General features: G+C 72.6%; 23 protein-coding genes and 5 tRNA genes. 10 read left to right on the top strand and 18 right to left on the bottom strand.

The window, feature by feature from the left end:
- Window positions 1-90 precede the first annotated feature (90 nt).
- Genes ACZ4TV_RS31715 through ACZ4TV_RS31705 form a run of 3 tightly spaced genes read right to left on the bottom strand, consistent with a single transcriptional unit; the run spans window position 91 to window position 2,877 of the window.
- Window positions 91-933 carry a GNAT family N-acetyltransferase gene (locus ACZ4TV_RS31715; RefSeq protein WP_468138633.1) on the bottom strand — a complete coding sequence of 281 codons (843 nt, stop codon included), beginning with the start codon at window positions 931-933 and terminating at the stop codon, window positions 91-93.
- A gap of 43 nt (window positions 934-976) precedes the next feature.
- The gene (locus tag ACZ4TV_RS31710) at window positions 977-1,798 is read right to left on the bottom strand and encodes an aminotransferase class IV (protein WP_468138632.1); all 822 of its coding nucleotides are present in this window, start codon (window positions 1,796-1,798) and stop codon (window positions 977-979) included.
- A complete protein-coding gene (locus ACZ4TV_RS31705; protein WP_468138631.1) occupies window positions 1,795-2,877 on the bottom strand; it encodes a chorismate-binding protein in 1,083 nt (360 codons plus the stop codon). Before ACZ4TV_RS31705 ends, ACZ4TV_RS31710 begins: the two co-directional genes overlap by 4 nt.
- Before the next feature lie 179 nt (window positions 2,878-3,056).
- Here ACZ4TV_RS31705 and ACZ4TV_RS31700 point away from each other — a divergent pair.
- The 5 genes from ACZ4TV_RS31700 to ACZ4TV_RS31680 all read left to right on the top strand — a co-directional run bounded on the left by ACZ4TV_RS31700 (window position 3,057) and on the right by ACZ4TV_RS31680 (window position 3,541).
- Window positions 3,057-3,129: transfer RNA gene (locus ACZ4TV_RS31700), tRNA-Gly, on the top strand.
- Window positions 3,130-3,167: 38 nt separating this feature from the next.
- Window positions 3,168-3,241, top strand: a tRNA-Cys gene (locus tag ACZ4TV_RS31695).
- A 1-nt stretch (window position 3,242) separates the two neighbouring features.
- Window positions 3,243-3,314, top strand: a tRNA-Val gene (locus ACZ4TV_RS31690).
- Window positions 3,315-3,333: 19 nt separating this feature from the next.
- Window positions 3,334-3,405 (top strand) — tRNA-Val (locus ACZ4TV_RS31685).
- Between the two features lie 61 nt (window positions 3,406-3,466).
- Window positions 3,467-3,541 (top strand) — tRNA-Val (locus ACZ4TV_RS31680).
- A 289-nt stretch (window positions 3,542-3,830) separates the two neighbouring features.
- Here the strand turns inward: ACZ4TV_RS31680 and ACZ4TV_RS31675 are convergent.
- On the bottom strand, window positions 3,831-4,016 hold the full coding sequence (locus ACZ4TV_RS31675; protein WP_468138630.1) for a hypothetical protein: 186 nt from the start codon (window positions 4,014-4,016) through the stop codon (window positions 3,831-3,833).
- 551 nt (window positions 4,017-4,567) lie between these two features.
- On the opposite strand from ACZ4TV_RS31675, the gene ACZ4TV_RS31670 reads away from it, so the two are divergent.
- The gene (locus ACZ4TV_RS31670; RefSeq protein ID WP_468138629.1) at window positions 4,568-5,782 is read left to right on the top strand and encodes a serine/threonine-protein kinase; all 1,215 of its coding nucleotides are present in this window, start codon (window positions 4,568-4,570) and stop codon (window positions 5,780-5,782) included.
- Window positions 5,783-5,884: 102 nt separating this feature from the next.
- Here the strand turns inward: ACZ4TV_RS31670 and ACZ4TV_RS31665 are convergent, their stop codons facing one another.
- The 8 genes from ACZ4TV_RS31665 to ACZ4TV_RS31630 form a co-directional block, all read right to left on the bottom strand.
- Window positions 5,885-6,703 (bottom strand): TrmH family RNA methyltransferase, encoded by an 819-nt coding sequence (locus tag ACZ4TV_RS31665; protein WP_468138628.1) that lies wholly within the window; start codon window positions 6,701-6,703, stop codon window positions 5,885-5,887.
- A gap of 42 nt (window positions 6,704-6,745) precedes the next feature.
- The gene (gene cobA, locus ACZ4TV_RS31660; RefSeq protein ID WP_468138627.1) at window positions 6,746-7,981 is read right to left on the bottom strand and encodes a uroporphyrinogen-III C-methyltransferase; all 1,236 of its coding nucleotides are present in this window, start codon (window positions 7,979-7,981) and stop codon (window positions 6,746-6,748) included.
- Between the two features lie 1,094 nt (window positions 7,982-9,075).
- Entirely contained in the window at window positions 9,076-12,114 is a 3,039-nt protein-coding gene (cobT, locus tag ACZ4TV_RS31655) for a nicotinate-nucleotide--dimethylbenzimidazole phosphoribosyltransferase (protein WP_468138626.1), read from the bottom strand.
- Between the two features lie 276 nt (window positions 12,115-12,390).
- Window positions 12,391-13,590 (bottom strand): precorrin-6y C5,15-methyltransferase (decarboxylating) subunit CbiE, encoded by a 1,200-nt coding sequence (cbiE, locus tag ACZ4TV_RS31650; protein ID WP_468138625.1) that lies wholly within the window; start codon window positions 13,588-13,590, stop codon window positions 12,391-12,393.
- A gap of 75 nt (window positions 13,591-13,665) precedes the next feature.
- Window positions 13,666-14,346 carry a GNAT family N-acetyltransferase gene (locus ACZ4TV_RS31645; protein ID WP_468138624.1) on the bottom strand — a complete coding sequence of 227 codons (681 nt, stop codon included), beginning with the start codon at window positions 14,344-14,346 and terminating at the stop codon, window positions 13,666-13,668.
- Between the two features lie 236 nt (window positions 14,347-14,582).
- Entirely contained in the window at window positions 14,583-15,443 is an 861-nt protein-coding gene (locus tag ACZ4TV_RS31640) for a MetQ/NlpA family ABC transporter substrate-binding protein (RefSeq protein ID WP_468138623.1), read from the bottom strand.
- A 77-nt stretch (window positions 15,444-15,520) separates the two neighbouring features.
- Entirely contained in the window at window positions 15,521-16,207 is a 687-nt protein-coding gene (locus ACZ4TV_RS31635; RefSeq protein WP_468138622.1) for a methionine ABC transporter permease, read from the bottom strand.
- Complete coding sequence (locus ACZ4TV_RS31630) at window positions 16,204-17,265, bottom strand: methionine ABC transporter ATP-binding protein (RefSeq protein ID WP_468138636.1); 1,062 nt, start codon at window positions 17,263-17,265, stop codon at window positions 16,204-16,206. The genes ACZ4TV_RS31635 and ACZ4TV_RS31630 overlap by 4 nt, the downstream gene beginning before the upstream one ends.
- A gap of 621 nt (window positions 17,266-17,886) precedes the next feature.
- Here ACZ4TV_RS31630 and ACZ4TV_RS31625 point away from each other — a divergent pair.
- Window positions 17,887-18,255 (top strand): hypothetical protein, encoded by a 369-nt coding sequence (locus tag ACZ4TV_RS31625; protein WP_468138621.1) that lies wholly within the window; start codon window positions 17,887-17,889, stop codon window positions 18,253-18,255.
- On the top strand, window positions 18,248-18,667 hold the full coding sequence (locus ACZ4TV_RS31620; protein ID WP_468138620.1) for a hypothetical protein: 420 nt from the start codon (window positions 18,248-18,250) through the stop codon (window positions 18,665-18,667). Before ACZ4TV_RS31625 ends, ACZ4TV_RS31620 begins: the two co-directional genes overlap by 8 nt.
- A gap of 48 nt (window positions 18,668-18,715) precedes the next feature.
- Here ACZ4TV_RS31620 and ACZ4TV_RS31615 read toward each other — a convergent pair whose 3' ends face one another.
- The 3 genes from ACZ4TV_RS31615 to ACZ4TV_RS31605 form a co-directional block, all read right to left on the bottom strand.
- Window positions 18,716-19,222: a GNAT family N-acetyltransferase gene (locus ACZ4TV_RS31615; RefSeq protein ID WP_468138619.1), complete on the bottom strand. Its 507-nt coding sequence runs from the start codon at window positions 19,220-19,222 to the stop codon at window positions 18,716-18,718.
- Between the two features lie 37 nt (window positions 19,223-19,259).
- Entirely contained in the window at window positions 19,260-19,784 is a 525-nt protein-coding gene (locus ACZ4TV_RS31610) for a sigma-70 family RNA polymerase sigma factor (protein WP_468138618.1), read from the bottom strand.
- A gap of 73 nt (window positions 19,785-19,857) precedes the next feature.
- Window positions 19,858-21,075 (bottom strand): glycerophosphodiester phosphodiesterase, encoded by a 1,218-nt coding sequence (locus ACZ4TV_RS31605; RefSeq protein WP_468138617.1) that lies wholly within the window; start codon window positions 21,073-21,075, stop codon window positions 19,858-19,860.
- Window positions 21,076-21,379: 304 nt separating this feature from the next.
- On the opposite strand from ACZ4TV_RS31605, the gene ACZ4TV_RS31600 reads away from it, so the two are divergent.
- Window positions 21,380-22,009, top strand: a complete 630-nt coding sequence (locus ACZ4TV_RS31600; protein WP_326592099.1) for a lysophospholipid acyltransferase family protein — start codon at window positions 21,380-21,382, stop codon at window positions 22,007-22,009.
- A gap of 7 nt (window positions 22,010-22,016) precedes the next feature.
- Here ACZ4TV_RS31600 and ACZ4TV_RS31595 read toward each other — a convergent pair whose 3' ends face one another.
- From ACZ4TV_RS31595 to ACZ4TV_RS31585, 3 genes are all read right to left on the bottom strand, one after another.
- A complete protein-coding gene (locus ACZ4TV_RS31595; protein ID WP_468138616.1) occupies window positions 22,017-23,516 on the bottom strand; it encodes a membrane-associated oxidoreductase in 1,500 nt (499 codons plus the stop codon).
- 69 nt (window positions 23,517-23,585) lie between these two features.
- A complete protein-coding gene (locus tag ACZ4TV_RS31590; RefSeq protein WP_468138615.1) occupies window positions 23,586-25,130 on the bottom strand; it encodes an MFS transporter in 1,545 nt (514 codons plus the stop codon).
- The gene (locus ACZ4TV_RS31585; RefSeq protein WP_468138613.1) at window positions 25,130-25,678 is read right to left on the bottom strand and encodes a TetR/AcrR family transcriptional regulator; all 549 of its coding nucleotides are present in this window, start codon (window positions 25,676-25,678) and stop codon (window positions 25,130-25,132) included. Before ACZ4TV_RS31585 ends, ACZ4TV_RS31590 begins: the two co-directional genes overlap by 1 nt.
- Before the next feature lie 108 nt (window positions 25,679-25,786).
- Here ACZ4TV_RS31585 and ACZ4TV_RS31580 point away from each other — a divergent pair, with 108 nt between their 5' ends.
- On the top strand, window positions 25,787-26,305 hold the full coding sequence (locus ACZ4TV_RS31580) for an HAD domain-containing protein (protein WP_468138635.1): 519 nt from the start codon (window positions 25,787-25,789) through the stop codon (window positions 26,303-26,305).
- Window positions 26,306-26,463 lie beyond the last annotated feature (158 nt).

The raw sequence follows: 26,463 nt of genomic DNA, 5'->3' as shown, positions 1-26,463 counted from the left end.
GGCTCGTACTGGACGTACTTGCGCGGTCCGACAACGCCGCGAGGTGCCGTGCCGGGGGCCGTGACCCGGTGAACCTTTCCGGTCACAGCACTAGATCAGCTCTTTCATGGCGTTCACTGTGGTGTCCCGGTACCCGAGCGACGCGTAGAGCCGCCGGGCCGGGGTGTTGCCCTCGACCACGTGCAGGCCCAGGAGGCCGGCTCCGGCGGCCAGGGCGGCGTGCTCGGCCAGCAGCATGAGGGCCCGGCCGTGCCCCCGCCGCCGGTGTTCGGGGGCGACGTCGACGTCCCACACGTACGGGACGGGGCCGAAGCCGGGCAGGGTGCGCTCCCCCACCCACAGGGTGCCCAGGACCGCGCCGTCCGGCGCCTCCAGGACGAGGAACGCCGTGCCGGGGGTGTCGCGCCCGGCCGGCAGCAGCTCGGCGTGTTCGGCGCGGGACGCGGCCAGCCCCTGTTCGGCGGTCATGTCGGGGGCGACGAGGTGCCGGCTGTACTGCGCGACGGCCCGCTCCAGCCAGTCGTCGAACTCGGCCCCGGTCATCGGCCGGCCGCTGCTGTCCGCCGGGAGCCCGGGCGGTTCGGCCGGCAGCTCCTTGACCATGACCCGGCCGGTCACCCGGTAGCCGAGGGCCTCGGCCATCCGCAGCGCCGGCGCCGAGTCGGCGGGGACCGACACGGCGACGCCGGTGCAGCGCCAGGAGCGCAGCACCTCCTCGGCGGCGAGCACGGCGACCGTGCCGCGCCCGCGCCGCCGGTCCCGTTCGTCGATCCACAGTTCCCGGATCACGCCGATGCCCGGCCGGGCGGCGGACCGGGTGGCCAGTTCGAGGGTGCCGACGGGCCGGCTGTTCACGCGGACCTCGTAGGTCCGCGAGCGGGTGCCGTCACTGTTCTGCTGGAGCGGCTGTGCGGGCCGCAGGGTGGTGGTCATCACTTGGAGTTCTACCTGCCCCGCGGCCCCACGTCACCGGTGTTCACGGATCGAGGTCCGCGCCGGCCTTCACCTGGAAGATCCGCATCACCTCGGCGGTGACCGGTCCGGGGGCGGTCCCCAGCTCACGGTCGTCGACCCGCAGGACCGCCTGGGCATCGCGCAGCGAGGAGGTCACGAAGACCTCCTCGGCCTGCTCCAGCACCTCGAAGGGCAGGTCGGTCTCCTTGGCGCCGGCCCAGTCGACGATGAGGGCCCGGGTGATCCCGGCCAGGCAGCCCGAGGCCAGGGGCGGGGTATGCAGTTCCCCGTCGAGTACGACGAAGACGTTGGAGCCGGTGCCCTCGCAGAGCCGGCCGACGGTGTTGGCGAGGAGCGCCTCGGAGGCCCCGGCCCGGTGTGCGGCGGCGAGCGCGACCACGTTCTCGGCGTACGAGGTGGTCTTCAGGCCGGCCACGGCCGAACGCTCGTTGCGGACCCACGGCACCGTGACGACGGCGGTGGTGTCGGGGCGCCGGGGGGACGGCGCGACGGCGGCGATCAGGGTGGTGCCGGCGTCGCCGCGGTCGGAGCCGAGCGGGGAGACTCCGCCGGTGTAGGTGAGGCGCAGCCGCCCGTGCTCCATCGGGTTGGCTTCCAGTACGGCCGCACAGGCCAGGCGCACCTCGTCGAGGTCGGGGTCCGGGAGGCCGAGGCCCCGGGCCGAGCGGGTCAGCCGCTCCAGGTGGCGGGTGAGCGCGAAGGCGCGGCCGCCTTCCGCCTTCAGCGTCTCGAAGACGCCGTCGCCCACGGTCAGCCCGTGGTCGAGGACGGACACCTTGGCGCTGTCCACGTCCGTCAGCGCTCCGTCGAGCCAGATCCTCATGGTGCGGTCCTTCCGATCGTCCCGTTCGCCCCCTGGATCGCGGTCACCTCGTGGCCCGACGCCACACGGAGCAGCCGGGCGGCCTTCAGCTCGGTCTCCGCCCATTCCCTATGGGGGTCGGAGCCCCAGGTGATGCCGGCGCCGGTGCCGAAGAGCAGGCGCGGGCCGCCGGGGGCCTCGCGGTCGATCCAGAAGGTACGGATGCCCACGGCGAGCGCGGCGGTGCCCCGGTCGGCGTCGACCCAGCCGATGCCTCCGCAGTACGGGCCGCGCGGGGCGGTCTCCAGGGCCTCGATGATCCGCAGCGCGGAGGACTTGGGCGCACCCGTGACGGAACCGGGCGGGAAGGTCGCGGCGAGCAGCTCGGGCCAGCCCGCGCCGTCGGCGAGCTCGCCGCTCACGGTGGAGACGAGGTGGACCAGGCCCGGGTGCTCTTCGACGGCGCACAGTTCGGGGACGGCGACGGAGCCCGTGGCGCAGACCCGGCCGAGGTCGTTGCGCACCAGGTCCACGATCATCACGTTCTCGGCGTGGTCCTTGGGGAGCAGGTCGGCGACCGTGCGACCCGTGCCCTTGATGGGCCCGGACTCGACGTGGCGGCCGGCCCGGCGCAGGTAGAGCTCCGGGGATGCGGTGGCGATCTCGACGCCGTGCGCGGCGAGGCGAATCGTTCCTGCGTAGGGGGCGGGATTGCCGCGCGCGAGGAGCGCGGTGAGGGCGTCGACGTCCGCGCGGTCCGGGTGCGGCAGCGGCGCGGACATCACTCGGCAGAGATTGGCCTGGTAGACCTCACCGGCGGCGATGTGCTCGCGGATGCGGCGGACTCCGGCGACGTACGCGGCGCGGTCGAGCGAGGAGGTCCACTGGCCGGGGTCGGGCCCGCGCCAGGCACCGGGGACGGGCGCGGGGACCGGGTCGGGGCGTACGTCCCCGAAGCGGGCGCAGACGAGCCGCCCTTCGAAGCCGGCGGCCACCGCCCAGAAGCCGGTGGAGTCGAGGGCGGCGGGATCACTGGTGACGTCTCGGAGGTCGGTCGCGAGAAGGCCGCCGAAGCGGGCCATGGGGGGCAGGTCGTGCACGGCTGCGAGTCTATGACCGGTGACGCGCCGGCGCCGGTGGGGTGACCGCCGGGTGACCTGTGGTGATCGAGCGGCAGCACGCTGCGGAAACGCGTTTTTGAGCTGGCCCGGGAATCCGCTAGAGTTCAACACGTCGCCAGGGAGCGAAGGGGAAAGCCCCGGAGTGAACACGGCGACCTGCGGACGTAGCTCAGTTGGTAGAGCACCACCTTGCCAAGGTGGATGTCGCGAGTTCGAGTCTCGTCGTCCGCTCGAAGTGGGGGGTCTTCCCGAGAACCCCGCAGCTCCATGGTGGAGTGGCCGAGAGGCGAGGCAACGGCCTGCAAAGCCGTCTACACGGGTTCAAATCCCGTCTCCACCTCCAAGGACGATTAGCTCAGCGGGAGAGCGCTTCCCTGACACGGAAGAGGTCACTGGTTCAATCCCAGTATCGTCCACTGGTCCGCAAGGATCCCCGCGCGATTAGCTCAGCGGGAGAGCGCTTCCCTGACACGGAAGAGGTCACTGGTTCAATCCCAGTATCGCGCACGCAGCACCTGGCACCACTTGCACCACTTGCTTGACCTGCGGCTTTCGAGTCGTGGAGCCCGCGCGATTAGCTCAGCGGGAGAGCGCTTCCCTGACACGGAAGAGGTCACTGGTTCAATCCCAGTATCGCGCACCACCTGAAAGCCCCGGCCGTCTTCACGGCCGGGGCTTTCGCGTTCCTCCGTGCGGGTACGACGGCAGCTGCGGCGCCTCCGGTCCCTGCGGCCCCTCCGGTCTCGGCGGCGCCTCCGGCCCTTGCCTCGCCCCTCTTGCCGCATGGGCATGAAAAAGGGTGCTGCCCGTCCGACTCCCCAGTCGTACGGGCAGCACCCTTCACCTGCCGTCCGTCGTCGCGCCCCCGTCCCCACGGGGTTCGACAGGCCGATGTCCCGGCCCGGGCCGCTCTCCCGGGCCCGGGGCGCCGCTCAGCGCCCCGGCATCACGCCCACGGACGACGCCTGCGCCACCAGCTGATCGAAGCCTCCGAAGAGGAAGAGCAGCAGGGCGGCCAGGGGGAGCACCATGGCCGCGGCCACCAGTGGGTGTCGCGTGCCGGACTCATGGCCGTTGAACGCGAATGCCTTGCGTCCCTGCCGTGCGATGTCCGCCATGGCCCTCTCCCTGTCGTCTGGCAGCGGCGGGCTTTTGACCTCGGGGGACGAGTGCGCCACCCGCCGCTTGTCCTCAACACTAGGCGGGCGTACGGCAGCCGGCCTCATGCCTTCGTACCCATTGCCGGGCCTCCCGGAGGATGACGGTGCCCGCCCGGCGTACTCCCCTGGGTGGAGACGGCTCACCCGGTGTCGGGGTCTTCCCGGAGGGGATGACCGGAGGGTAGTGACTTCGCTCACTTCCGTCACTCCCTGTTCATGCGTGTCCGCCCGCCGGCCACCGGCAAGATCGACTCGGGGGTGGGCGGCGTACGGGCACACCGCGGCGGGCCGGGAACTTCTCCCGGGCTCCAATCCCCTTGGCACAAGGGCCGTTTGGGCGGGCCGGCCAGCTCCGCCGGACCGGCGTGCGAGATCGCTGAGGCTCCCTCAAGTGTGCTGTGCCGCACTGACAATCGAATCTCCCGACGAGGGCGCGGCCTCTGAGCACGCATGCCGGATGGTCCGTAAGCTGTGCCACGTCAATAGGACGACCGGTCAGCGGGGTGGACATGGCGATGATGCGGCTCCGGCGCGAGGACCCGCGTGTCGTCGGCTCGTTCAGACTGCACCGGCGGCTCGGCGCCGGCGGCATGGGCGTGGTCTACCTGGGGTCGGACCGGCGGGGGCAGCGCGTCGCGCTCAAGGTCATCCGGCCGGATCTGGCGGAGGACCAGGAGTTCCGCTCGCGGTTCGCCCGCGAGGTGTCCGCCGCCCGGCGGATCCGGGGCGGGTGCACCGCACGCCTGGTGGCGGCGGACCTGGAGGCCGAGCGGCCGTGGTTCGCCACCCAGTACGTTCCCGGGCCCTCGCTGCACGACAAGGTGACCGAGGAAGGCCCCCTGACGGCCGCGCAGATCGCCGCCGTCGGCGCCGCGCTCTCCGAGGGGCTGGTCGCCGTGCACGAGGCGGGGGTCGTGCACCGGGACCTCAAGCCCTCCAACATCCTCCTGTCGCCCAAGGGCCCGCGGATCATCGACTTCGGGATCGCCTGGGCCACCGGGGCGAGCACCCTCACCCACGTGGGTACGGCCGTCGGCTCCCCCGGTTTCCTCGCGCCCGAGCAGGTGCGCGGGGCCGCCGTCACCCCGGCCACGGACGTCTTCGCCCTCGGCGCCACCCTGGCCTACGCGGCGACCGCCGACTCGCCCTTCGGGCACGGCAGTTCCGAGGTCATGCTGTACCGCGTGGTGCACGAGGAGCCCCATCTGCAGGGTGTTCCGGACGCGCTGGCGCCCCTGGTGCGGGCCTGCCTGGCCAAGGATCCCGAGGAGCGGCCCAGCACGCTCCAACTGTCGATGCGGCTCAAGGAGATCGCGGCCCGCGAGGCACAGGGGCTGTCCGACGGTCGCCCGCCGGCGCAGCGGGCCCGCACCGAGCGGCCGACGGGGCGGCTCCCCGAGGAGTTCGCGGAGCGCACGGAGCGCACGGAGCGTCGTACGGGCGGCAGCACCACGCCCCGGCCCCAGGGCGAGCCGCAGAACGGACCGAACTCGCGGCCCTCGTCCCCCCGCAACCCGCGCAACCCCCGCAACCCCCGTGATCCGGCGGGCCCGTCCTCCCGGCCGACCGGGGGGCGTACGGGCGGCCGCCCGGCCCCCCGTACGACGGGGGCGGGGCGGCGCCCCGCACGGCCTGACCCGAAGCTGATGCGGCAGCGGCTGATCGTGTTCGTCGTGGTGACGCTGATCGTGGCCCTGGGCATCGCCGCCGCCCAGAGGCTCTAGGGGCTATCCGACCCTGATCCGCCGGACACCCCCTGTGGGGTGTCCGGCGGATCAGGCCAGGGAGTGCCAGGCGCCGCGAGCCCGGCCTGATCGGCACGCCCGCTAGGGCGTCTCGCGGCCCTGGGCCACGGCGTAGAAGGCGACCGCGGCCGCGGCGCCCACGTTCAGCGAGTCCACGCCGTGCGCCATGGGGATCCGTACCCACTCGTCGGCGGCGACCAGCGCCTGCGTGGACAGGCCGTCCCCCTCGGCGCCCAGCATCAGCGCGACGCGTTCCAGGGACTGCGGCGCGGCCACGTCGATCGGCGAGGCCTTCTCGTGCGGGGTGAGGGCGAGCAGCTTGAAGCCCGCCTCGCGCACCGAGTCCAGGCTCTTGGGCCAGGCCTCCAGGCGGGCGTAGGGGACGGAGAACACCGCGCCCATGGAGACCTTCACCGAGCGGCGGTAGAGCGGGTCCGCGCAGTCGGGCGACAGCAGCACCGCGTCCATGCCGAGGGCGGCGGCGCTGCGGAAGATGGCCCCGATGTTGGTGTGGTCGTTGACCGCTTCCATGATGACCACGCGGCGGGTCGTGGCGAGGAGTTCCCCGGCCGTGGGCAGCGGCTTGCGCTGCATGGAGGCGAGGGCCCCGCGGTGCACGTGGTATCCGGTGACGCGTTCGGCGAGCTCCGGGCTGACGGCGTAGACCGGGGCCGGGAGTTCGTCGATGACGTCGCGCATCACGTCGACCCACTTGGCCGAGAGCAGCATCGAGCGCATCTCGTACCCGGCGTCCTTGGCGCGTCTGATGACCTTCTCGCCCTCGGCGATGAAGAGGCCTTCCGCGGGCTCGCGCCTGCGGCGCAGTTCGACGTCGGTCAGACCCGTGTAGTCGCGCAGGCGCGGGTCGTCGGGGTCCTCGATGGTGATGAGATCAGCCACAGGGTGATACTGCCTTGTCCTGGGTGCGGTGCCAACGGCCTGTCAGGCGCTGGTGATGGAGGGGGCGGCGGCGTTGACCGTGACGACCTCGCCGATGACGATGACCGCGGGCGGGCGGACCTGCTCGGCGCGGACCGTCTCGCCGACCGTGGCGAGGGTGGCGTCCACCCGGCGCTGGGTGGCGGTGGTGCCCTCCTGGATGACCGCGACCGGGGTCTCGGCGGAGCGGCCGTGGCGGACCAGCGCCTCGGCGATCAGGCCGATCTTGTCGACGCCCATGAGGATCACCAGGGTGCCGGTGAGCTTGGCCAGCGAGGCCCAGTCCACGAGGGAGCGCGGGTCGTCGGGGCCGACGTGGCCGCTGACCACGGTGAACTCGTGGGCCACGCCGCGGTGGGTGACCGGGATGCCGACGGCGCCGGGCACCGAGATCGAGCTGGAGATGCCGGGGACGACGGTGCAGGGGATGCCGGCCTCGGCCAGGGCCTGGAGCTCCTCCATGCCGCGGCCGAAGACGTACGGGTCCCCGCCCTTGAGCCGGACCACGGCCTTCCCGGCCTTGGCGTGCTCGATCAGGGCGTTGTTGATGGCCTCCTGGGCCATGAACCGGCCGTACGGGATCTTCGCGGCGTCGATGACCTCGACGTGCGGGGGGAGCTCGTCGAGCAGGTCGCGGGGGCCGAGCCGGTCGGCGATGACAACATCGGCCTCGGCGAGGAGGCGGCGGCCGCGCACGGTGATGAGGTCGGGGTCGCCGGGCCCGCCGCCGACGAGGGCGACGCCGGGGGTCGACTTGTGGCGGCGGGCGGGGGCGGCGAGGGTGCCGTCGCGCAGGCCCTCGACGATCGCGTCGCGGACGGCGGCCGAGCGGCGGGGGTCGTTGCCCGTCAGCACGGCGACGGTGACGCCCTCGACGCGGCCGGTGGCCGGGGTCCAGGCGGTGGCGGCGGAGGCGTCGTCGGCGCGGACGCACCAGACGCGCTCGCGCTCGGCCTCGGCGGAGGCCTGCTCGTTGGCGTCGCGGTTCTGGGTGGCGATGAGCGCGTACCAGGCGCCGGCGAGGTCGCCGTCCTCGTAGCGGCGGCGCTCCCAGCGGATCTCGCCGGTCTCGGCCATGGCGTCCACGGAGGGGGTGGCGGAGGGCGAGACGAGCAGGACGTCGGCGCCGGCCGCGATCAGCGCGGGGAGGCGGCGCTGAGCGACCTGGCCGCCGCCGATGACGACGACGCGGCGGCCGGCGAGTCGGAGTCCTACGGGGTAGGCGGGAGTGTCGGCCATGGCGGTTGCGGCTCCTGAGGGCGGCGGTTCTTCTGCGTGCCGCTGCGACGCTGGAGCGGCGGTGTACTGACGTGCGGTTATGCAGTGCGGGTCCACCATACGGCGCGGGCCCGCCGGTGGCGCGGCCCGGGGCTCGGCCCGCCCCTCCTGGGGCTCCGCCCCAGACCCCGCGCCTCAAACGCCGGCGAGGCTGGGGGGTGCCGGCCCGGGGCGGGGCGAGATCGTGCGGCGAGTCGGGTTGGGTGATGCCCCGGGACGCGATTCTGCCCTAGCCGGGAGGGAACTCCGCACCGGGCGCTGCGCAGTGCGGCCCGGGCGCCGGGGCCCCAGGGAGGGAACCCGCCCAGGCGCCGCAGAGCCTGCCTCAGGGCGGGGTCCTGCCCGGGCACGGCAAGGCCCTGCCCGGGGCGGGCTCGTGCCCGTGGGGCGGCGGCGCGGCAGGGTTCCTCCCGCGGCCCGGGTCCGGGGGCGGTGGCTTCGGGGGTGGGGCGGTGCCCCTCCGGGACGTCTCCTCGGCTCGCGAACCCTGAGCCGTACCGGCCTGCTGGTCGGCGGTGGGTTCGCTCGACCTGCGGGGACATCCCGGAGTGTCCCCACCCCACCGGTCCCTTCCCATCGAGCCCCCTCCGGCACACCGGGGGGCCAAGACGCGGCTGCGGTCCCAAGAGCCCGGCCACCCGCCCGGCCCTGATCTGGCCGAGGGGCAGAGTGCCCGTCCCGGCCCGCAGAGGGGCAGAGAGCCCGCTCCCGGGCCCGGCCGGAGAGCCGAGAGCCCTCCCGGGGCGTGACCGAGAGGCAGAGAACCTCCCGGGGCCGGCTGCAGGGCCGAGAGCCCGTCCCGGGGCGTGACCGAGGGGCAGAGAACCGCTCCGGGGGCCGGGCGTAGGGGCGGGAGGCCGGCCCGGGGCGTGGCCGCAGGGCCGAGAACCCGCCCCGGGGCGTGGCCGAGAACCTGCTCCCGGGCCCGGCGGCCGGGCCCGGGAGCAGTCCCGGGGGCTGGGCGCAGGGTCGAGAGGCCGTTCGGGGTCGGCCGAGGGGGCGGAGAGCTCGCACCCGGGGCCGGGCGTAGGGGCGGGAGGCTGGTCGGGGCGTGGCTACTTTTCTGTGACGCCTGCCGAGTCGAAGGTGGCGACCTCGTGCATCGCTCGGGCCGCGCTCTGGACCAGGGGGAGGGCCAGCAGGGCGCCCGTGCCCTCGCCGAGGCGGAGGTCCAGGTCGACCAGGGGGCGCAGGCCGAGCTTGTTCAGGGCGGCCACGTGGCCCGGCTCCGCGCTGCGGTGGCCCGCGATGCACGCCGACAGGGACTCGGGGGCGATGGCGCGGGCCACCAGCGCGGCGGCTCCCGCGCTGACGCCGTCCAGGATCACGGGCGTGCGGAGGGAGGCGCCGCCCAGGAGGAGGCCCACGATCGCCGCGTGCTCCAGACCGCCGATCGCGGCCAGCACGCCGATCGGGTCCGACGGGTCCGGCTGGTGGAGCTCCAGTGCGCGGCGTACGACCTCGACCTTGCGGGCGTGCGTCTCGTCGTTGATGCCCGTGCCGCGGCCGGTGACCTCGGACGGGTCCACCCCGGTGAACACCGAGATCAGGGCCGCCGAGACCGTGGTGTTCGCGATGCCCATCTCGCCCGTGAGGAGCGCCTTGTTGCCCGCCGCGACCAGGTCGCGGGCCGTCTCGATGCCGACCTCGATGGCCGCGACGGCCTCCTCGCGGGTCATCGCCGGGCCGGTGGAGAGGTCGGCGGTGCCCGGGCGGATCTTGCGGGGAAGGAGACCGGGGGTGGTCGGGAGGTCGCCGGCGACGCCGACGTCGATCACGCAGACCTCGGCGCCCACCTGGTTGGCGAAGGCGTTGCAGACCGCTCCGCCGCCCAGGAAGTTGGCCACCATCTGGGTGGTGACCTCCTGGGGCCACGGGGTGACGCCCTGGGCGTGTACGCCGTGGTCGCCCGCGAAGATCGCGACCGCCGCGGGCTCCGGGATCGGCGGCGGGCAGACCCGGGAGAGGCCGGCGAGCTGCGCCGAGATGATCTCCAGCATGCCGAGGGCTCCGGCGGGCTTCGTCATGCGCTTCTGCCGCTCCCACGCCTCGCCGAGCGCCTTCGCGTCGAGCGGGCGGATGCTGGCGACCGTCTCCGAGAGCAGGTCGTGCGGCTCCTCGCCGGGCAGCGCGCGGCGGCCGTACGTCTCCTCGTGTACGACCCACGAGAGCGGCCGGCGCTGGGACCAGCCGGCCTGGGCGAGCTCGGGCTCCTCCGGGAACTCGTCGACGTACCCGACGCACAGGTACGCGACCACCTCCAGGTGTTCCGGCAGGCCCAGCTCGCGGACCATCTCGCGCTCGTCGAAGAAGCTGACCCAGCCGACGCCGAGGCCTTCGGCGCGCGCGGCGAGCCAGAGGTTCTCGACGGCGAGGGCCGAGGAGTACGGGGCCATCTGCGGCTGGGTGTGCCGGCCGAGGGTGTGGCGGCCGCCGCGGGTGGGGTCGGCGGTGACGACGATGTTCACCGGGGTGTCGAGGATGGCCTCGATCTTGAGTTCCTTGAACTGCTTCGCCCGGCCCTTGGGCAGCGACTTCGCGTAGGCCTCGCGCTGGCGCTGGGCGAGCTCGTGCATCGTCCGGCGGGTCTCGGCGGAGCGGATGACGACGAAGTCCCAGGGCTGGGAGTGGCCGACGCTGGGCGCGGTGTGGGCCGCCTCCAGGACGCGGAGCAGCACCTCGTGCGGGATCGGGTCGGTACGGAAGCCCTTGCGGATGTCGCGGCGCTCGCGCATGACGCGCAGGACGGCCTCGCGCTCGGCGTCGGCGTAGGCCGGGGCCGGGTCGCCGGCGGCGGGCTCGGCCGGGTCGACCGCCTCGGGCTGGGCCGGGTCGATCGCTTCGGGCTGGGCCGGGTCGATCGCTTCGGGCTGGGCGGGGTCGACCGCCTCGGGCTGGGCCTCGACGGGCTCCGGCTCGGCCGGAAGGGACTCGGGCTCGGCGACGGCCTCGGCCGGTACGGGCTCGGCCGGGGCGGGCTCGGCGAGCACCTCCGGCGCGGGCTCGACGGGCTGCACCACCGTTTCTGCGGGTGCGGCGGCCGCGGGCACCGGCTCCACCGGGGCGGCCTCGGCCGCGAGCGGCTCCTGCACGACGGCCTCGGCGGGCTCGGCGGCCTCGACCGGCTCGGCCGGAGCAGCGGGCTCGACGGGTGCCACCGGCTCGGCCGGGGGCTCGACGGCCGCGACGGGCCCGGGCTCCGGGGCTGCCGCCGCGACCGGCTCCGGGTCCGGCACGACGACCGGCTCGGGCTCGGGCTGGGACTGGGGCTCCGGGGCGGCGGCAACCGGCGCGGCTTCGGCCGCCTCCGGTTCGGGCGCGAAGGCGGACTCGGGCTGCGGAACGGAGACCGGCTCCGGCGTCCACGGGTCCCCGGCCTGCGGCGGGATCTCGGCCAGCTGCGGCGCGGGGGCCGGGGCGGCCTCCGCGCGCGGGATGTCCAGGTACTCCGGCCCCGCGGTCGGGGGCCCGGCCTGGCGGACCGGAGCCGGAGCGGCCGGGGCGGGCGCCGCGGCCGGGCCGCGGTCCGCGAGGGACCGTACGACTCCGCCGGTGGCCTCGGGCACGGGCGGACCCATGTGCAGCGGGCGCCGGACGGGGGCCGCGGGGGCCACCGGCGCGGCGGGTGCCACCGGCGTCGGGACGACGAGCCCGCCGAGGTCGAGCGCGCCGGAGTCACGACCGCCCGTCTCGTGCGCGCCCGCGCTGTACGGGGTGTCGGGGAAGGAGGGCTGGGAGGGCTGGGGGAATCCGGGGTACGCGGCGGGCTCGGCGTACGCCGCCGGAGCCTGCGGGTACGCGGGCTCGGCGCCGTAGGAGGCGTCCGCGTACATCTGCGGCTCGGGAAGCTGCGGGTCGACCGGGAAGGCGGGGGCCGGCGGGACGACCTGCGGGTCGCTCCACGCTCCCTGGCCGCTCGGCATCAGCAGCAGTTCCTCGTCCTCCGGCTCGGCCGGGTCGTCCATGAGGTCCTGGAAGGCGTAGCCGGCGGGCAGCGGTGGCGGGATCTGGACCGGAGCGGGGATGCCCTGCTGATCCACCATGCCCGCGTTGTCCGGGAGACCCTCGCCCGGGACCTGGCCGGTGTCAGTCATGCGTACCCCTCGCCCATCGGTGTTGCCTCTTCGATCGCCCGGTCGCCCACGAGGCCGCCGAGCGGAGTTGCCGTGCGGGGTTGCGGTGCGACGAAGTCCGTCTCACATGCTCCTGCACGACAACCAGTAAGCATTGTCGCGCCCGTTCGCGATCGTGGCGGCCAGAACCGCCACGGTCCTCTGTGGACTGCGCCACGTCCCGTGTCCGGGCGGTGCCGCGATGCCCGAATCGTCCGGGGCGGTACGACGATCGGCCAGCCTACATCGGGCCTCGCCTCAGCGGGTCCCGGGGCGTTCTGCCGCCAGCAGGAACACGACGGAACGGTCCTGTTCGGCCCAGGTGCGGGGGTCCAGGCCGACGGACTGGAGCAGGGCGCACTCGACGGCGTACCCGTGTTCGGTGAGCGCGCGGCCGATGGCCTCCGCCTCGTCGCGGGTGGAGGCGTGGCTGACGATCCGTTCGGGGCGGCGGTCGGCGACGGCCGCGACGACCTCGGCTCCGCCGCCGCCGACGCGGACGACGTCGGGCTCGGGCAGGTCTTCCAGTACGTGCGGTGCGCGTCCGGCGACGACCTGGAGCCGCACTCCTCGCTTGCGGGCGGCGGCAGTTACGCGTTCGCAGGCGCCCGGGTCGGCGTCCACGGCGATGACGGCGGCGCCGAGGGCGGCGGCGTCCACGGCCACGCCGCCGGATCCGGCGCCGATGTCCCAGACGAGGTCGCCGGTGCGGGGGCCGAGCCGGGCGAGTTGTGCCGCGCGCAGCTGCGCCGACTCGCCTTCTCCTGCGTCGGCCTGCGGCCGTGCCCAGCCGCGGTCGGCCGCCTGGGCGGCGCTCTGGCCGAACAGCCAGCCCGGCTCGGCGGCCGGGGCCTGTCCGCCGCCGATGACGATGACGACGTTCGGGTCGCGCCAGTTGTGGTCGGCGGCCTTGTCGGAGGTGAGGACGCTCACCTGCTCCCGGTCCGTGCCGAGTTCCTCGCAGACGACGAAGGTGCGGTGGACCGGGCCGAGGAGCAGCGCGAGTTCGGCGGGGCCCGCGCCGGGCGAGGTGAGGACGGCGACCTTGGCGTGGGCGCGGCAGACGTTGACGGCGCGGCGCAGGGTGCGGCGGTGGGCGACGACGATCTGGGCGTCGTCCCAGGGCATGCCGGCGCGGGCGAAGGCGGCGGCCACGGAGGAGACGGCCGGGACCACCTCGACCTCCAGGCCGTGCTCCGGGGCGCGCAGGGTGCGTACGACGCCGAAGAAGCCGGGGTCCCCGTCGGCGAGGACCACCGCGGTGCCGCGGTGGCCGGCGATGCGGCGGGCGGCGAGGCCGAGGCTGCCGAGGCGGATGCGTTCGGCGGTGGGCGGGACTTCGGGGAGGGCGAGGTGGTGGGCGGCGCCGGCCACGAGGGTGGCGGCGGAGAGCGCGGACCGGGCGGCCGCGGTCAGGGGCGAACCGTCCCAGCCGATCACCGTGACCCGGTCGGCCATCTCGTCAGTCTCCTGGTGTGGGGCGGGCGAAGCTTCGTCGGGGGGCGGGCACGGTGAGACTACCTGGTCATCGGTTCAGTTCCAGTCCGCGCCGACGGCGTATCCGTTCGCGTCGGCGCGCTGCCCGAAGGCGGCGTATCCGTCGTAGCCGTCGTACCCGTCGTAGCCGTCGCCCTCGTCGAGGTCCTCGGGGACGAGGCTCCAGATGATGAGGTCGGTGCGGGTGTCGGTCCAGCCGCCGTCGGCCGTCTGCGTACGCACTATCCAGGCGTTGCGCAGGACGCCTTCGCTGATGCAGCCGATCTTCTGGGCCACCTGCTGGGAGGCGGTGTTGTCGGCGGCGGTGCGCAGTTCGAGGCGCTCGAATCCCTGGTCGCGGAAGAGCCATTGGGCGACGGCCAGTACGGACTCGCTGGCGTAGCCCTCGCCGCGGGCCCAGGGAGCGGTGACGTAGCCGACCTCGGTGGCGCGGGTGCGCCAGTTGGTGTTCTGGAGGTGGACGACGCCGACGAGGCGCTGGGTGAGGAACTCCGTGACGGCGAAGACGATGCCGCGGCCCTCGGTGCGTTCGGCGTGGGAGTGCCGGGTGGCCCATCCGTGCGCGTCGGCGTGGGTGTAGGGGTGCGGCACGGAGGTCCAGGCGGTGACGTTCTCGTCGTTCATCATCTCGGTGAGCGCGGTGACGTCCTCTTCCTCGAAGGGGCGCAGCACCAGCCGGTCCGTGCTGATGGTGACGTCCGGGAAGGTGGTAGTCATGCGCAGCTCCATGCCTGAGACCGTGGTGCGACCGTGGTGCGATGCGACCGCGGTGGGGGACCGTTCGTGCGGGACCGCCTCTGCGGGTCGTAGGCCACAGCATGCAGCATCGACCGGGGGATGTGCAGGGCCGGGTTGCCCGGAAGCGGGCAGAGCTCGGCCCCGCGCGCCGACAGGGGCGTGCGGGGCCGAGATACCTGACCGCGTAGGGCTGACGACGGGGTCGGCCCGTCGGCTCAGGAGGCCGGGGCGGCGAAGGCCGGGGTGACCGAGCCCTTGTACTTCTCTTCGATGAACTTCTTGACGTCGTCGGAGTTCAGGAGCTTGGCGAGCTTCTGGACCCGCGGGTCGTTCTGGTTGCCGTCCTTGACCGCGAGGAAGTTGGCGTAGGGGTTGCCCTCGGCCTTCTCCAGCGCCAGAGCGTCCGTGGCGGGCTTGAGGTCGGCCTCGATGGCGTAGTTGCCGTTGATCACGGCCGCGTCGACGTCGGACAGGGCGCGGGGCAGCGTGGCGGCCTCCAGCTCCTTGAACTTCAGGCCCTTGGCGTCGGCGATGTCGGACAGCTTGGCGGTGGTGCCCACGCCGTCCTTGAGGGTGATCAGGCCGTTGTTCGCGAGCAGGTGGAGCGCACGGCCCTCGTTGGTGTTGTCGTTGGGGACGGCGATGGTCTGGCCGGGCTTGATGTCCGCCAGGCCCTTGACCTTCTTGGAGTAGAGGCCGAGCGGCTCCAGGTGCACGGTGACGACCGGCACGACGGTGGTGGCGTTCTTCGCGTTGAAGTCGTCGAGGTACGGCTTGTGCTGGAAGTAGTTGGCGTCGACCTGGCCGTCCTGAGTGGCCTTGTTGGGCAGGACGTAGTCGGTGAACTCCTTGACGTCCAGCTTGAGGCCCTCCTTCGCCGCCAGGTTGTCCTTGACGAACCTGAGGATGTCCGCGTGCGGAGTGGGGGACGCCGCCACGACGAGGGCGGCGTTGGTGTCGGTCGTGCCGTCGGCCTTCTTGGCGGCCGGGTCGGAGGAGCTGCCGCAGGCGGTGAGGCCCAGGGCGAGCGCGGCGGTCGTGACGGCGACGGCGGTGAGCTTGGTGTTCTTGCGCACGAAGAGTGCCTCTTTCTTGGTGGTGCGGACTGAGCCCGAGCACGACAAGTGCGGGCCGTTGGGGGGAGAAGGTCTGTTCAGGCTGCCCGGCCTCGGCGCGCGAGGAGTCGTACCGCGCCGTCGCCGATCAGCTGGATGGCGGTGACCATGACGACCAGCACGACCACGGTGGCGAGCATGAAGTCGCCTTCGAAGCGCTGGTAGCCGTAGGTGATGGCCAGGGTGCCGAGTCCGCCGCCGCCGACCGCGCCGGCCAGGGCCGAGTAGCCGATGAGGGCGATGACGGTGGTGGTGAGGCCGGAGATCAGCGAGGGCAGGGCCTGCGGCAACAGCACCTTCCACACGATGGTGGGGATGCCGCCGCCCATCGCCTGGGCGGCCTCGACCAGACCGTGGTCCACTTCGCGGACGGAGGTCTCGACGAGACGGGCGAAGAAGGGGATGGCGCCGACGGAGAGTGGCACGATCATCGCGGTGGGCCCGATGTAGGTGGGCGTGGGGGTCAGGACCCCGATCACCCACGTGGTGACCGGAATCATCCAGATCAGCAGGATGATGAACGGCATCGAGCGGCCGATGTTCACGATCTGGCCGACGACCTTGTTGACGGGACGGTTCTGCAGCAGTCCGCCCTTGTCGGTCAGGACGAGCAGGACCCCGAGCGGCAGTCCGCCGATGACGGTGACCACGGTGGCCCACAGGACCATGTAGAAGGTGTCGTACGTGCCCTGGGTGAGCAGGGGCTGCATCTCGGACCAGGTCACTTGGCACCATCCTTGACCAGTGCGGCCAGTTCGTCGTCGATCGGGTCGTCGATGGAGTCGTCGACGATGTCGACCTGGAGGCCCTGCTCCCGCAGGAAGCCGACCGGCACGACGTTGTCCTCGTAGCGGCCGGGCAGCTCGATGCGCATGCGGCCGATCTGCCGGCCGGCGACGGTGTCCATCGCGGCGCCGAGGATCGAGATGTCGATGTTGTACGTGCGCGAGAGCTGGGAGATGACCGGCTGCGCGGCGGCTTCGCCGTGGAAGGTGACGTCGACGACCGTGCGGTCGGGGCCGGTGGCGGCGCCGGTGACGGGGAAGAGTTCGCCGGCGAGCTCGGAGCCGGGGGTGGCGAGCAGTTCGGCGACCGTGCCGGACTCGACGATGCGGCCGTTCTTCATCAGGGCGGCCGAGTCGCAGACGGACTTGACCACGTCCATCTCGTGCGTGATGAGCAGCACGGTGAGGCCGAGCTGCTGGTTGAGGTCGCGCAGCAGCTTGAGGATGGAACGGGTGGTCTCGGGGTCCAGGGCGCTGGTGGCCTCGTCGGAGAGGAGCACCTTGGGCTCGCCGGCGAGGGCGCGGGCGATGCCGACGCGCTGCTTCTGGCCGCCGGAGAGCTGGGTGGGGTAGGCCCTGGCCTTGTCGGCGAGGCCGACCAGGTCGAGGAGTTCGAGGGCCTTGCGGGAGCGCTCGCGGCCGGAGAGGCCGAGGATCTCCAGGGGCAGCTCGACGTTGCCCTGGACGGTGCGCGAGGACAGCAGGTTGAAGTGCTGGAAGACCATGCCGATGCGGCTGCGGGCCTCGCGGAGCTCCTTGCCGGCGCGACGGCCGCGGCCGGCGAGCGCGGTGAGGTCGACTCCGTCGACGCTCACGGTGCCGGTGGTGGGACGCTCCAGCAGGTTCACGCAGCGGATCAGGGAGGACTTGCCCGCGCCGCTCTGGCCGATGACTCCGTAGACCTCGCCCTCGCGGACGTGGAGATCGACGCCGTCCAGGGCGGTGACCTCACGGCCACGGGACTGGTAGACCTTCGTGAGGCCCGATGTGGTGATCACAGGAATTCCGTCGCTGTCGAGTGCACGGCGCAGCGGGGTGCCGGGCACGGGGCAAACATCTGGGACGCGATACGGGACGAACCGTCAGAAAACGATGGCTTCGACGCATGCGCGGGGCAGGAGTGAGCCGGGCCGTTCATCAGCTGGTGACGCACTGGCGCGGCCGGTCTCGCTTCGGGGCGCGAGGCTCAGGAAGGGGCCCTCAGAAGGCGCACATTCGACACATACAACGAGCACCGGGCGTCATCGTCGCCTCGGTCGCAAGGGTGCGGCTGCTCGTCGTGGTCATGGGCCCCAGTAAAGCAGACGTATCCCGTCACCGATCAAAGCCGTCCGGATAACGGACGCGCCGCGACCGCATGCCGGACACCATCCGTCAGCGCCGACGGCCCGCCCCGACTGCCGCGCTTCCGCTCTGACCTGCGCCGATACGGCCGACGGTCGCGTACGGCGCCCGCCCAAGAGTGCGGCGGCGGGTTCCGCTGTGGTCAAGACCACGGTCCGCGGGCCGGGCGCTCGTCCGGGGTTCCCGGCCCGGGCAGGCCGGAACAGGGGCCGGGAAAAGGGGCCGGGAACAGGGGTGCGCGCATCGGGTCTTTCGGCCCGTAATACCCTCGCTGCATGCTCGACGCCCTGACGGTCGCCATCGGCGTGGCCGCACTCGCCCTCGCCGCCTGGTGCGGTTTCGCCGCGTGGCGGGACCAGCCGACCAAGGACTGGCATTTCATCGGCATGGCCGTCGTGACCGTGCTGGTCCTGGCCCAGTTGGTGACCGGCCTGGTCATGCTGGCACGGGGCGACAAGCCCGACGAGGGCACGGTGATCTTCGTGGCCTATCTCGTGGGCGCCTTCGCCGCGGTACCGGCGGCCGGAATGCTCTCGCTGGGCGAGCGGACCAAGTGGGGATCGGTGACGGTGGCCGCCGGCGCGGTCGTCCTGGCCGTCCTCGAAGTACGGCTCTACGACATCTGGGGAACCACCGGTGCCTGACGCTGACACGACGACCGCCACTGCCCCCGGGAGCCGGCGCCTGGTCTCCGGACCGGGACTGCTCCTGGTGTGGCTGTACGGGGTGATGGTGGTGGGCGCGGTTTCCCGATCGGCCTTCCAGATCTCCACCGAATTCGACCGGGCGCCGCTGGCGTACTCGCTGTCGGCCGTCGCCGCGCTGGCCTACGCGTTCATCACGTACTCACTGGTGCGCGGCGGGGAGAAGGCCCGCAAGGCGGCGCTGGTGTGCTGCGCCGCCGAGCTGGCCGGCGTACTGGCCGTGGGCACCTGGACCCTGGTGCGCCCCGAGGCCTTCCCCGACACGACCGTGTGGTCCCAGTTCGGGATGGGCTACCTGTTCATCCCGGTGATCCTGCCGATCACCGGGATGCTCTGGCTGCGCAAGCGCTGATCCGGGCGTCGACCTGCATCGACCCTGGTCGACCAGGGTCGACCAGGGTCAGGCGCTGACCGCGAAGTCGGTCGGGTCCTTGGCTTCCTTCTCCAGGATCACCAGCTGTACGCCGTCGGAGGCCGTGCGGCCGCCGACCTTGACGTAGCCGGCCTTGCGGTAGAGGCGCAGGTTGGATTCGCTCTTGTGTCCGGTGTGCAGGCGGAAGCGGGTGGTGGTGCCGGGGCCCGCGAGGGCTTCCTCGACGGCGCGCAGCAGGCGCGCGCCGAGCCCGTGGCCCTGCAGGCGCGGATGGACGCAGAGCTTGGCGATCTTGCCGGTGCCGTCCTCGTCGACGCTGCCGCGCACGGTGCCGACGATCTCGTCGCCGAGCCGGGCCACCAGGACGGTGTCCGCCGCCAGCTCCGCCTTCAGGGAGTCCAGGGACTGGGTGAGCGGCTGGATGAGGTAGTTGCCGTACAGCTCGGCCTCGCTCTGGAAGGCCAGGTACTGCAGTTTGAAGATCTGCTCAGCGTCCTCGGCAGCCGCCGCCGAAATGGTCACGCTCATGCCCATGTGCGCATGCCTCCAGCTCACCTGGTAGCCCGATGGTCTACCGCTCCTTTCCCCGCAGGCCAGGAGCCGCAACCTCTGCAGCCAGCATTCTGCGCAGACATCCCAGGCAACGGGAACGGACGGGCCCTAAACTTCCTTGTGAGATACCCAACTCTCCTGCGATTTCACGGTAAGTGAGGTCTCTGGGCGAAAGAAGTGCCTTCATCAGCTCGGGACAGCGTCCGGGCAGGCGGGCGACGGCCGATCGGAGTGCGCGGTTCTCCTCCCCGTGCAGAAGGGCGTCTTCCGGTTCGCCGCCCGGGTCCGCGGGGGTGGCTCCGTAGGGGATCTCTCGCCGAGCGCGTCGCCGGGCCAGCCGGGCCTCCGCGCGCACCGCCCGGCTCAGCCAGCGTGCGCGGCCGGTGGGGCCCGGGGCGCGCGGGCCGCTCTCCAGCAGCCTGACCCAGACGGCTTGTTCCAGGTCGGCCGCGTCCACTCCGGTGCCCGGCGCCTCCGCGGCCGCCTCCGCGGAGAGCAGTGGGCCCAGTTCGTCGAGGAGGTGGGGGTCCTTCAGCAGGTCCATGCCGAGCGGGACGTGCGGGCCGGGCCCGGCGGTTTCCCCGCCGGGCCCGGCCCACTCGTACGGGAAGCAGCGCTCAGCGGTTGACGGGGCGGCGGCCCGGACGGAAGGCCTCCGCCGCGAGCAGTCCGGTGTCCGGGTTGTCGGTGAAGATGCCGTCGATGCCCTGTTCGAAGTAGGTCCGGAAAGCGCCCAGGGCGTCCCCGTACGCGGCCGGATCCGTGCCCCTGCGGTATTCGGCCGGCAGGAAGTTGTTCTCGTTGCGCGCGGTGTAGGGGTGCAGCACCAGCCCGCGCGCGTGCGCGTCCTTCACCAGGCTGGTCGGGGCACCGAGCCTGCCCGCCGCGTCGCGAGGGAGGATCAGGTCCATGGTCGGGCCGATCCCCTGGGCGAAGCCGGCGATCCACTTCAGGCCCTCGGGCTTGACCAGGTCCGCGACCGTACGCGGGTCCTTGGCCTCTTCGAAGTCCCAGGGGCGGGTGTTCGCCGCGGAGAGCAGGACCACGCGGGGCGCGGAGACCAGCCGGGAGAGCCGCTGGATGCTGGAGGGCTCGAAGGACTGGAGGAAGACGGCGGCATCGCGCCCGTCGCGCCGGTAGCGGCGCAGCAGCTTGGCGAGGGGTTCCTCCAGGCCGAGGCCGAGGCCGCGGAAGTAGCTGGGGTGCTTGGTCTCGACGTGCAGCCAGACCCTCTTGCCGCGCCGCTTGCCCTCGCGGTCGGCCCAGCGGAGCACTTCTTCGAAGGTGGGTACGGCCCACTGGCCGTCGTAGAGCGTGTTGCGCTGGCGGAGGGCGGGGATACGTTCCTTCGCGCGCAGGGTCTTCAGCTCGGCGAGGGTGAAGTCCTCGGTGAACCAGCCGGTGACGGAGAGCCCGTCGACGGACTTGGTGGTGCGCCGCGAGGCGAACTCGGGGCGGTCGGCCACATCGGTGGTCCCGCCGATCTCGTTCTCGTGGCGGCACACCAGGTGGCCGTCCCGGGTCGGGACCAGGTCCTGCTCGACGACGTCGGCACCGAGGTCGAGGGCGAGCTGGTAGGAGCCGAGGGTGTGCTCCGGCCGGTAGCCGCTGGCTCCGCGATGGCCGATGACCGTCGGGTGGGGGAGGTCCCGGTACCCTCCGTCGCCGTGGCCGCCCTGTCCGCCGTGGCCGCCCTGTCCGCCGCTCGCGGCGGAGGCGCCCGATGCGGCCGATGCGGCCGATGCGGATCCCGCCGCGAGTCCGGTGATCCCGGTCCCCGCCGCCAGTACGGCCGCCCCCAGGACCGTGCGCCGCGCTGCCCCACCCTGTGTCATGAGCCACTCCTCGTCGTGGAAACCGTGCAGCCGCGGCATCTCCCGGCCCGCGACCGGCGTGCCGATGGTAGGCAAACGGTGGTGGCCACAGGGGGTGCGGCGACGGCACATCCGGGGAACTTGGCGAAAACGCGCGTCAACAATACGTATCCGACACGTGAACCCGATGTGCGCTCGGAGCTGACCCGCGAGTATCGTCCTCACCTGCGCTACTGCCGAGTGGTGGGTGCGCGAGCCGCTTTTCGATGCCGGAGGGCCCACGTTGTTCCGTACGAAGCTCATCAAAGCCACTGTCGGACCGGTCATGCGCATGATGTTCCGCACCCGCGTGGAGGGCATCGAGAACATCCCCGGCTCCGGACCTGTGATTCTGGCGGGCAACCACCTCACCTTCATCGACTCCATGATCCTGCCGCTGGTGTGCGACCGCACGGTCCACTTCATCGGCAAGGACGAGTACGTGACCGGCAAGGGGATCAAGGGCCGGCTCATGGCCTGGTTCTTCACCGGCTCCGGCATGATCCCCGTCGACCGTGACGGGGCCAACGGCGGGGTCGCGGCCCTGATGACCGGCCGCCGGATCCTCGAAGAGGGCAAGATCTTCGGCATCTACCCCGAGGGCACCCGCTCCCCCGACGGCCGGCTCTACCGCGGCCGCACCGGCATCGCCCGCCTGACGCTGATGACCGGCGCCCCCGTGGTGCCGTTCGCGATGATCGGCACCGACAAGCTCCAGCCCGGCGGCGCCGGCATGCCGCGCCCGGGCCGGGTCACCGTCCGCTTCGGCGAGCCGATGGAGTTCTCCCGCTACGAGGGCATGGACCGCGACCGCTACGTCCTGCGGGCCGTCACCGACTCGGTGATGGCCGAGGTCATGCGGCTGTCGGGCCAGGAGTACGTGGACATGTACGCGACCAAGGCCAAGGCGGCCTGAGCCCGCTTCACTGCCGCTGGAGTGACCGGCTGATGCCCGCCGCCGTGGTGGTGGCGAGGACCCAGCCGGTCACGATCAACAGGTACGACAGCCATTGGTGCCAGCCGCTCGGTGCGAAGGCCTGCTCCTGGCCGAAGCCGATGATCGGCAGCATCAGGTCGAGCGTGTAGAAGACCGGGTTGAAGTCCGGGGCCTCGCCCGCCTTCAGGGCCCGCGGCGGCTCGATTCCGTAGGCGATCGCTCCGGTCAGCAGCAGGGCCAGCAGCCAGCCGACCGCCCGCAGCGGCCGGAAGCCGTAGCCGACGGTGACGTCCTGGAGCTGCCCCCACAGCCGGGCGGGCCGGGGCAGGGTGTGGCGGTGCCTTCGCAGTTTGGCGAGCTGGACGGTCCGGGCCGCGGCCTCGTCGCCGGCCGTACGGTAGGCCGCGGCGAGCTGTTCGTAGGCGTACGGGAGATACGCCGAATCCGCCCGCTCCAGGGCGGGCAGCCGCTCCTCGGCGGGCAGGTGGGGGCCGAGGGTGCGGTAGGTGAGCCCGTCGATGCGTATCTCCTCCGGCCAGGTCTCCGGCGGCATGTGCAGCATGTCGAACTGGGAGCGCCGCAGGTTCACCCCACCCTGTAACGTCTCGCAGGACCTCAGCCACACCTCGCCGATGACGCAGCTGGAGGCGCGCAGGGCGACGCCGCCGGGGTTCACAAACCGGGCGTGGGCTAGGTTGAGCTGGCCCGGGATGCGGGAGCCGGTGAGGTTGACCCGGCCGTGCAGCTGCGCGCGCATGGCCCGTACGTCGGTGCCGACGGTGAGGGTCTCGGCGTGCAGGGCGGTGCCGCCGGGGGCGAGCAGGCGGGCGTCGTCCAGGTTGATCTGGCCGCCGACGGTGGTGCCGTTGATGCGCGTCTGGCCGTGGACGGTGAGCTCCATGGCGATGACGTCGGTGCCGATGTCCGCGTGGTTGATCTGGAGCGGCGGCTCCTGGGCCCCTGCGGGAGCCTCCTCTGCGGGGGTGCCCTCGGCGGGCGGTGCCCCGATGACCGCCTTCCGCAGGAAGAGGCCGCCGGCTATCCGGGCTCCGGAAAGCCGGACCGGTCCGGTGATGCGGCAGCAGGACAGCTTGAGCCAGACGTCCACGCGCACGGAGTTGGCGGTCAGTCCGGGAAGCGTGGAGTCGTTGACCACGAAAGTCCGCAACTGGGCCCCGTAGAGCAGGGGTTTACGCTCGAACCAGCAGGCGCGCAGCCGGATCGGGTGCTCGACGACGGCGTACCTGAGGTTCAGTTTGCCGGTGATCCGGGCGCCCCTGACATTGAGCCCGGGGACCTGTCCCACGATGGTGGGCCCGTTCAGCAGTAGCGCGGCGAGCACTTCGGCGCGTACGGTCCGCTCGGGGCCCCAGGACTCGCCGGCGTCGCCGTTCTCGTCGGGATCCGTCCGGAAGTCGACGCCCTCGCCGCGCGGGAAGGCGTCCCAGACGCGGCGCTCCGCCGGGGTCAAGTCGGTGATCTCCATCGCGGGGATGGTGTCGCGCCGGTGATCACGATGTCAACTCCGGTCACCGCACGCTGGGCTGACGGTGCGTCAGTGCTCGATGCCGTCCTGGAGTCGCTGGCCCTTCAACAGGAACCAGGCAGCCACGGCGGTGGCCAGGAGGACGGCCGCGCCGACGCCCGAGGCGAGGCGCAGGCCGTCCACGAAGGCCTCCTGGGCGGCGCCCACCATCAGCTGCGCGGTGTGCGGGTCCAGCGCCCCGGCCGCTTCGACGGCCCCGCCGAGGGATTCGTGCGCGGCGTCGGCCACCGGCCCGGCGACGCCGGGCGGGGCGCTGAAGCCCTGGTAGACGCCGGTGACGATGGAGCCGAGCAGGGCGATGCCGAGGGCGGCGCCGAGTTCGTACGCGGTCTCGGAGACGGCGGAGGCCGAACCGGCCTGCTCCTTGGGCACGCTGGAGAGGATCACGTCGGCGGTGACGGTGAAGGAGAAGCCGGCGCCGAGGCCGACGACGAGCAGGGCCGCGCCGAGCAGCGGGTAGCCCGTCTGCTGGTCGATCACGGTGAGGGCGGCGAGGGCCAGGCCGATGGCGGCGAGGCCGCCGGCCACGACGGTCCGTACCGAGTACCTGCGCGCGTACCTGCCCGCGACCAGACCGGTGGCCACCGCGCCGACGGCGGCGGGCAGTTCGGCCAGACCGGCCTCCAGCGGGCCGCGCCCCTGGACGAGCTGGAGGAACTGCGAGAGGAAGAAGACCAGTCCGGAGAGGCCGAAGACGGTGAGCAGATCGGCGAGGACCGCGCCGGAGAAGCCGCGGTGCTTGAAGAGCCGCATGTCGAGCAGCGGGGACGGCAGGGTGAACTGGCGGCGTACGAAGGCGTACAGGGCGCCCGCGCCGAGCCCGGCGGTGACCGCGACCTCCCAGGTCATGCCGTGGGTGGCGACTTCCTTGACGGCGTAGACCACGCCGATGACGCCGACGAGGGAGAGGCCGACGCTGACCAGGTCCCAGGGGCCGGTGACCGGGTTCTTGGACTCGGGGAGCAGCTTGATGCCGACGAGGACCAGGGCGATCATCACGGGGAGGTTGATGAGGAAGACCGAGCCCCACCAGAAGTGCTGGAGCAGGGCTCCGCCGACGACCGGGCCGACGGCCGCGCCGGCCGAGGCGGTGGCGCCCCAGATGCCGATGGCGAGGCTGCGCTCCTTGGGGTCGTGGAAGATGTTGCGGATCAGCGCGAGGGTGGACGGCATCAGGGTCGCGCCGGCCACGCCGAGCAGGGCCCGGGCGACGATCATCATCTCGGGACTGGTCGCGTAGGCGTTCAGGACCGAGACGGCGCCGAAGGCCGTGGCGCCGACGAGGAGCAGCTTCTTGCGGCCGATGCGGTCGCCGAGGCTGCCCATCGACACCAGGAGTCCGGCGATGACGAAGGAGTAGATGTCGCCGATCCACAGCAGCTGGGTGCCGGACGGCTTGAGGTCCTCGGAGAGGGACGGGGTGGCGAGCCCGAGCACGGTGGCGTCGACCGCGACCAGCAGCACGGCCAGCACGAGGACGGAGAGCGCCAGCCATCGCCCGGGGCTGCTGCCCTCCGTCCCCGTCCGCCGCTTGAGCTGTTCGGTCCTGCTCATCACTCCACGCTCCGTCGTGCGCCACCGAGCAGCAGCTCGATGATCATGTACTGAAAGTCCTTGGCGGCGACCCGGCCGTCCATGACGGCCCAGGCGCAGGTGCCGATGAGGCCGTAGAGGGCCTCGGTGAGCCAGGCGGGGCTCAGGTCGATCCGGATGTCGCCCTCTTCCTGGCCGCGCCGGAAGAGGGCGCCGACGCGGGCGTCGAGGCGGGCCCATCCCTCGTTGATCTGGTCGCCCTCGAACAGCTGGTTCTCGGTGACGAGGAAGGCCAGCAGTTCGGCGTTCGGCTCCGCCTCGGCGACGAGCCTGCGCAGCGCGTCGACGGCGCTGCCCTCGTCGAGACGGGCGTTGTCGAACGCCACCTCGAACTCCCGGATGCCGAGCTCTTCGAGGGCCCGTACGAGGGCGTCGCGCCCGGCGAAGTGCCGGTGGAGGGTCGCGCGGCCGATGCCGGCGGCCCGGGCGACCTCGTCCATCGTGGCGGTCGACTTGCGGGAAAGCAGGGCGGCCGCGTCGCGGAGCACCTGGTCACGATCCATGGCCATGAGACAAGCATAACCCTAATGAGACGCCCATGTCTCATTCGATCGCAAAATGGGCTGCTCACGGGCAGCCCGAGGAGGAACCCTTCCGAGATGAAGCCGCTGAAGCCGATGAAGTCACCGAAGCCACTGCTGCTGATCGATGTCGACGGACCGCTGAACCCCTACGCGGCCAAGCCCCAGCGCCGGCCCGAGGGCTACACCACCCACCGGATGCGCCCGACGGGCTGGACTCGGGCCGAGAGCGCCGCGCCGCTGCGGGTCTGGCTGAACCATGCCCACGGCGCGGAGCTGCTCGCGCTGGCGGACGCGTACGAGCTCGTCTGGGCCACCACCTGGAAGGACGAGGCCAACGACTGGATAGGCCCGCCCCTGGGCCTGCCCCGGCTCCCGTTCATCGACTGGCCGGTGATGCACGGCCGGGCGCCGCGCGGCACCTTCTGGAAGACCCAGTACGTCCTGGAGTACGCGGGCGAGCGCCCCTTCGCCTGGATCGACGACGACATCACGGCCATGGACCGCGAGTACGTCGACCAGCGCCACCCGGCGCGGGCGCTGCTGCTGCGGATCGACGAGCGGATCGGCCTGACCGGGGCGGACTTCGACACGCTGGCGGAGTGGGCCGCGTGACGCGGAGCGCGAACGGCGGACGCGCCTGCCGGAGGCGGACGCGCCGGAGGGGGGGGGGGGGGGAGGGGGGGACTGCCCCCCCCCCCCCGGGCGGGCTTGCTTGCTTTTGGGGGTCCCGACGGGTTTGGGAGCAAACCGTGCTCTCCTCCTTTGGGGTG

Source organism: Streptomyces sp. NPDC028910 (assembly GCF_055564955.1).
This window is presented reverse-complemented; position numbering and strand designations above follow the sequence as displayed.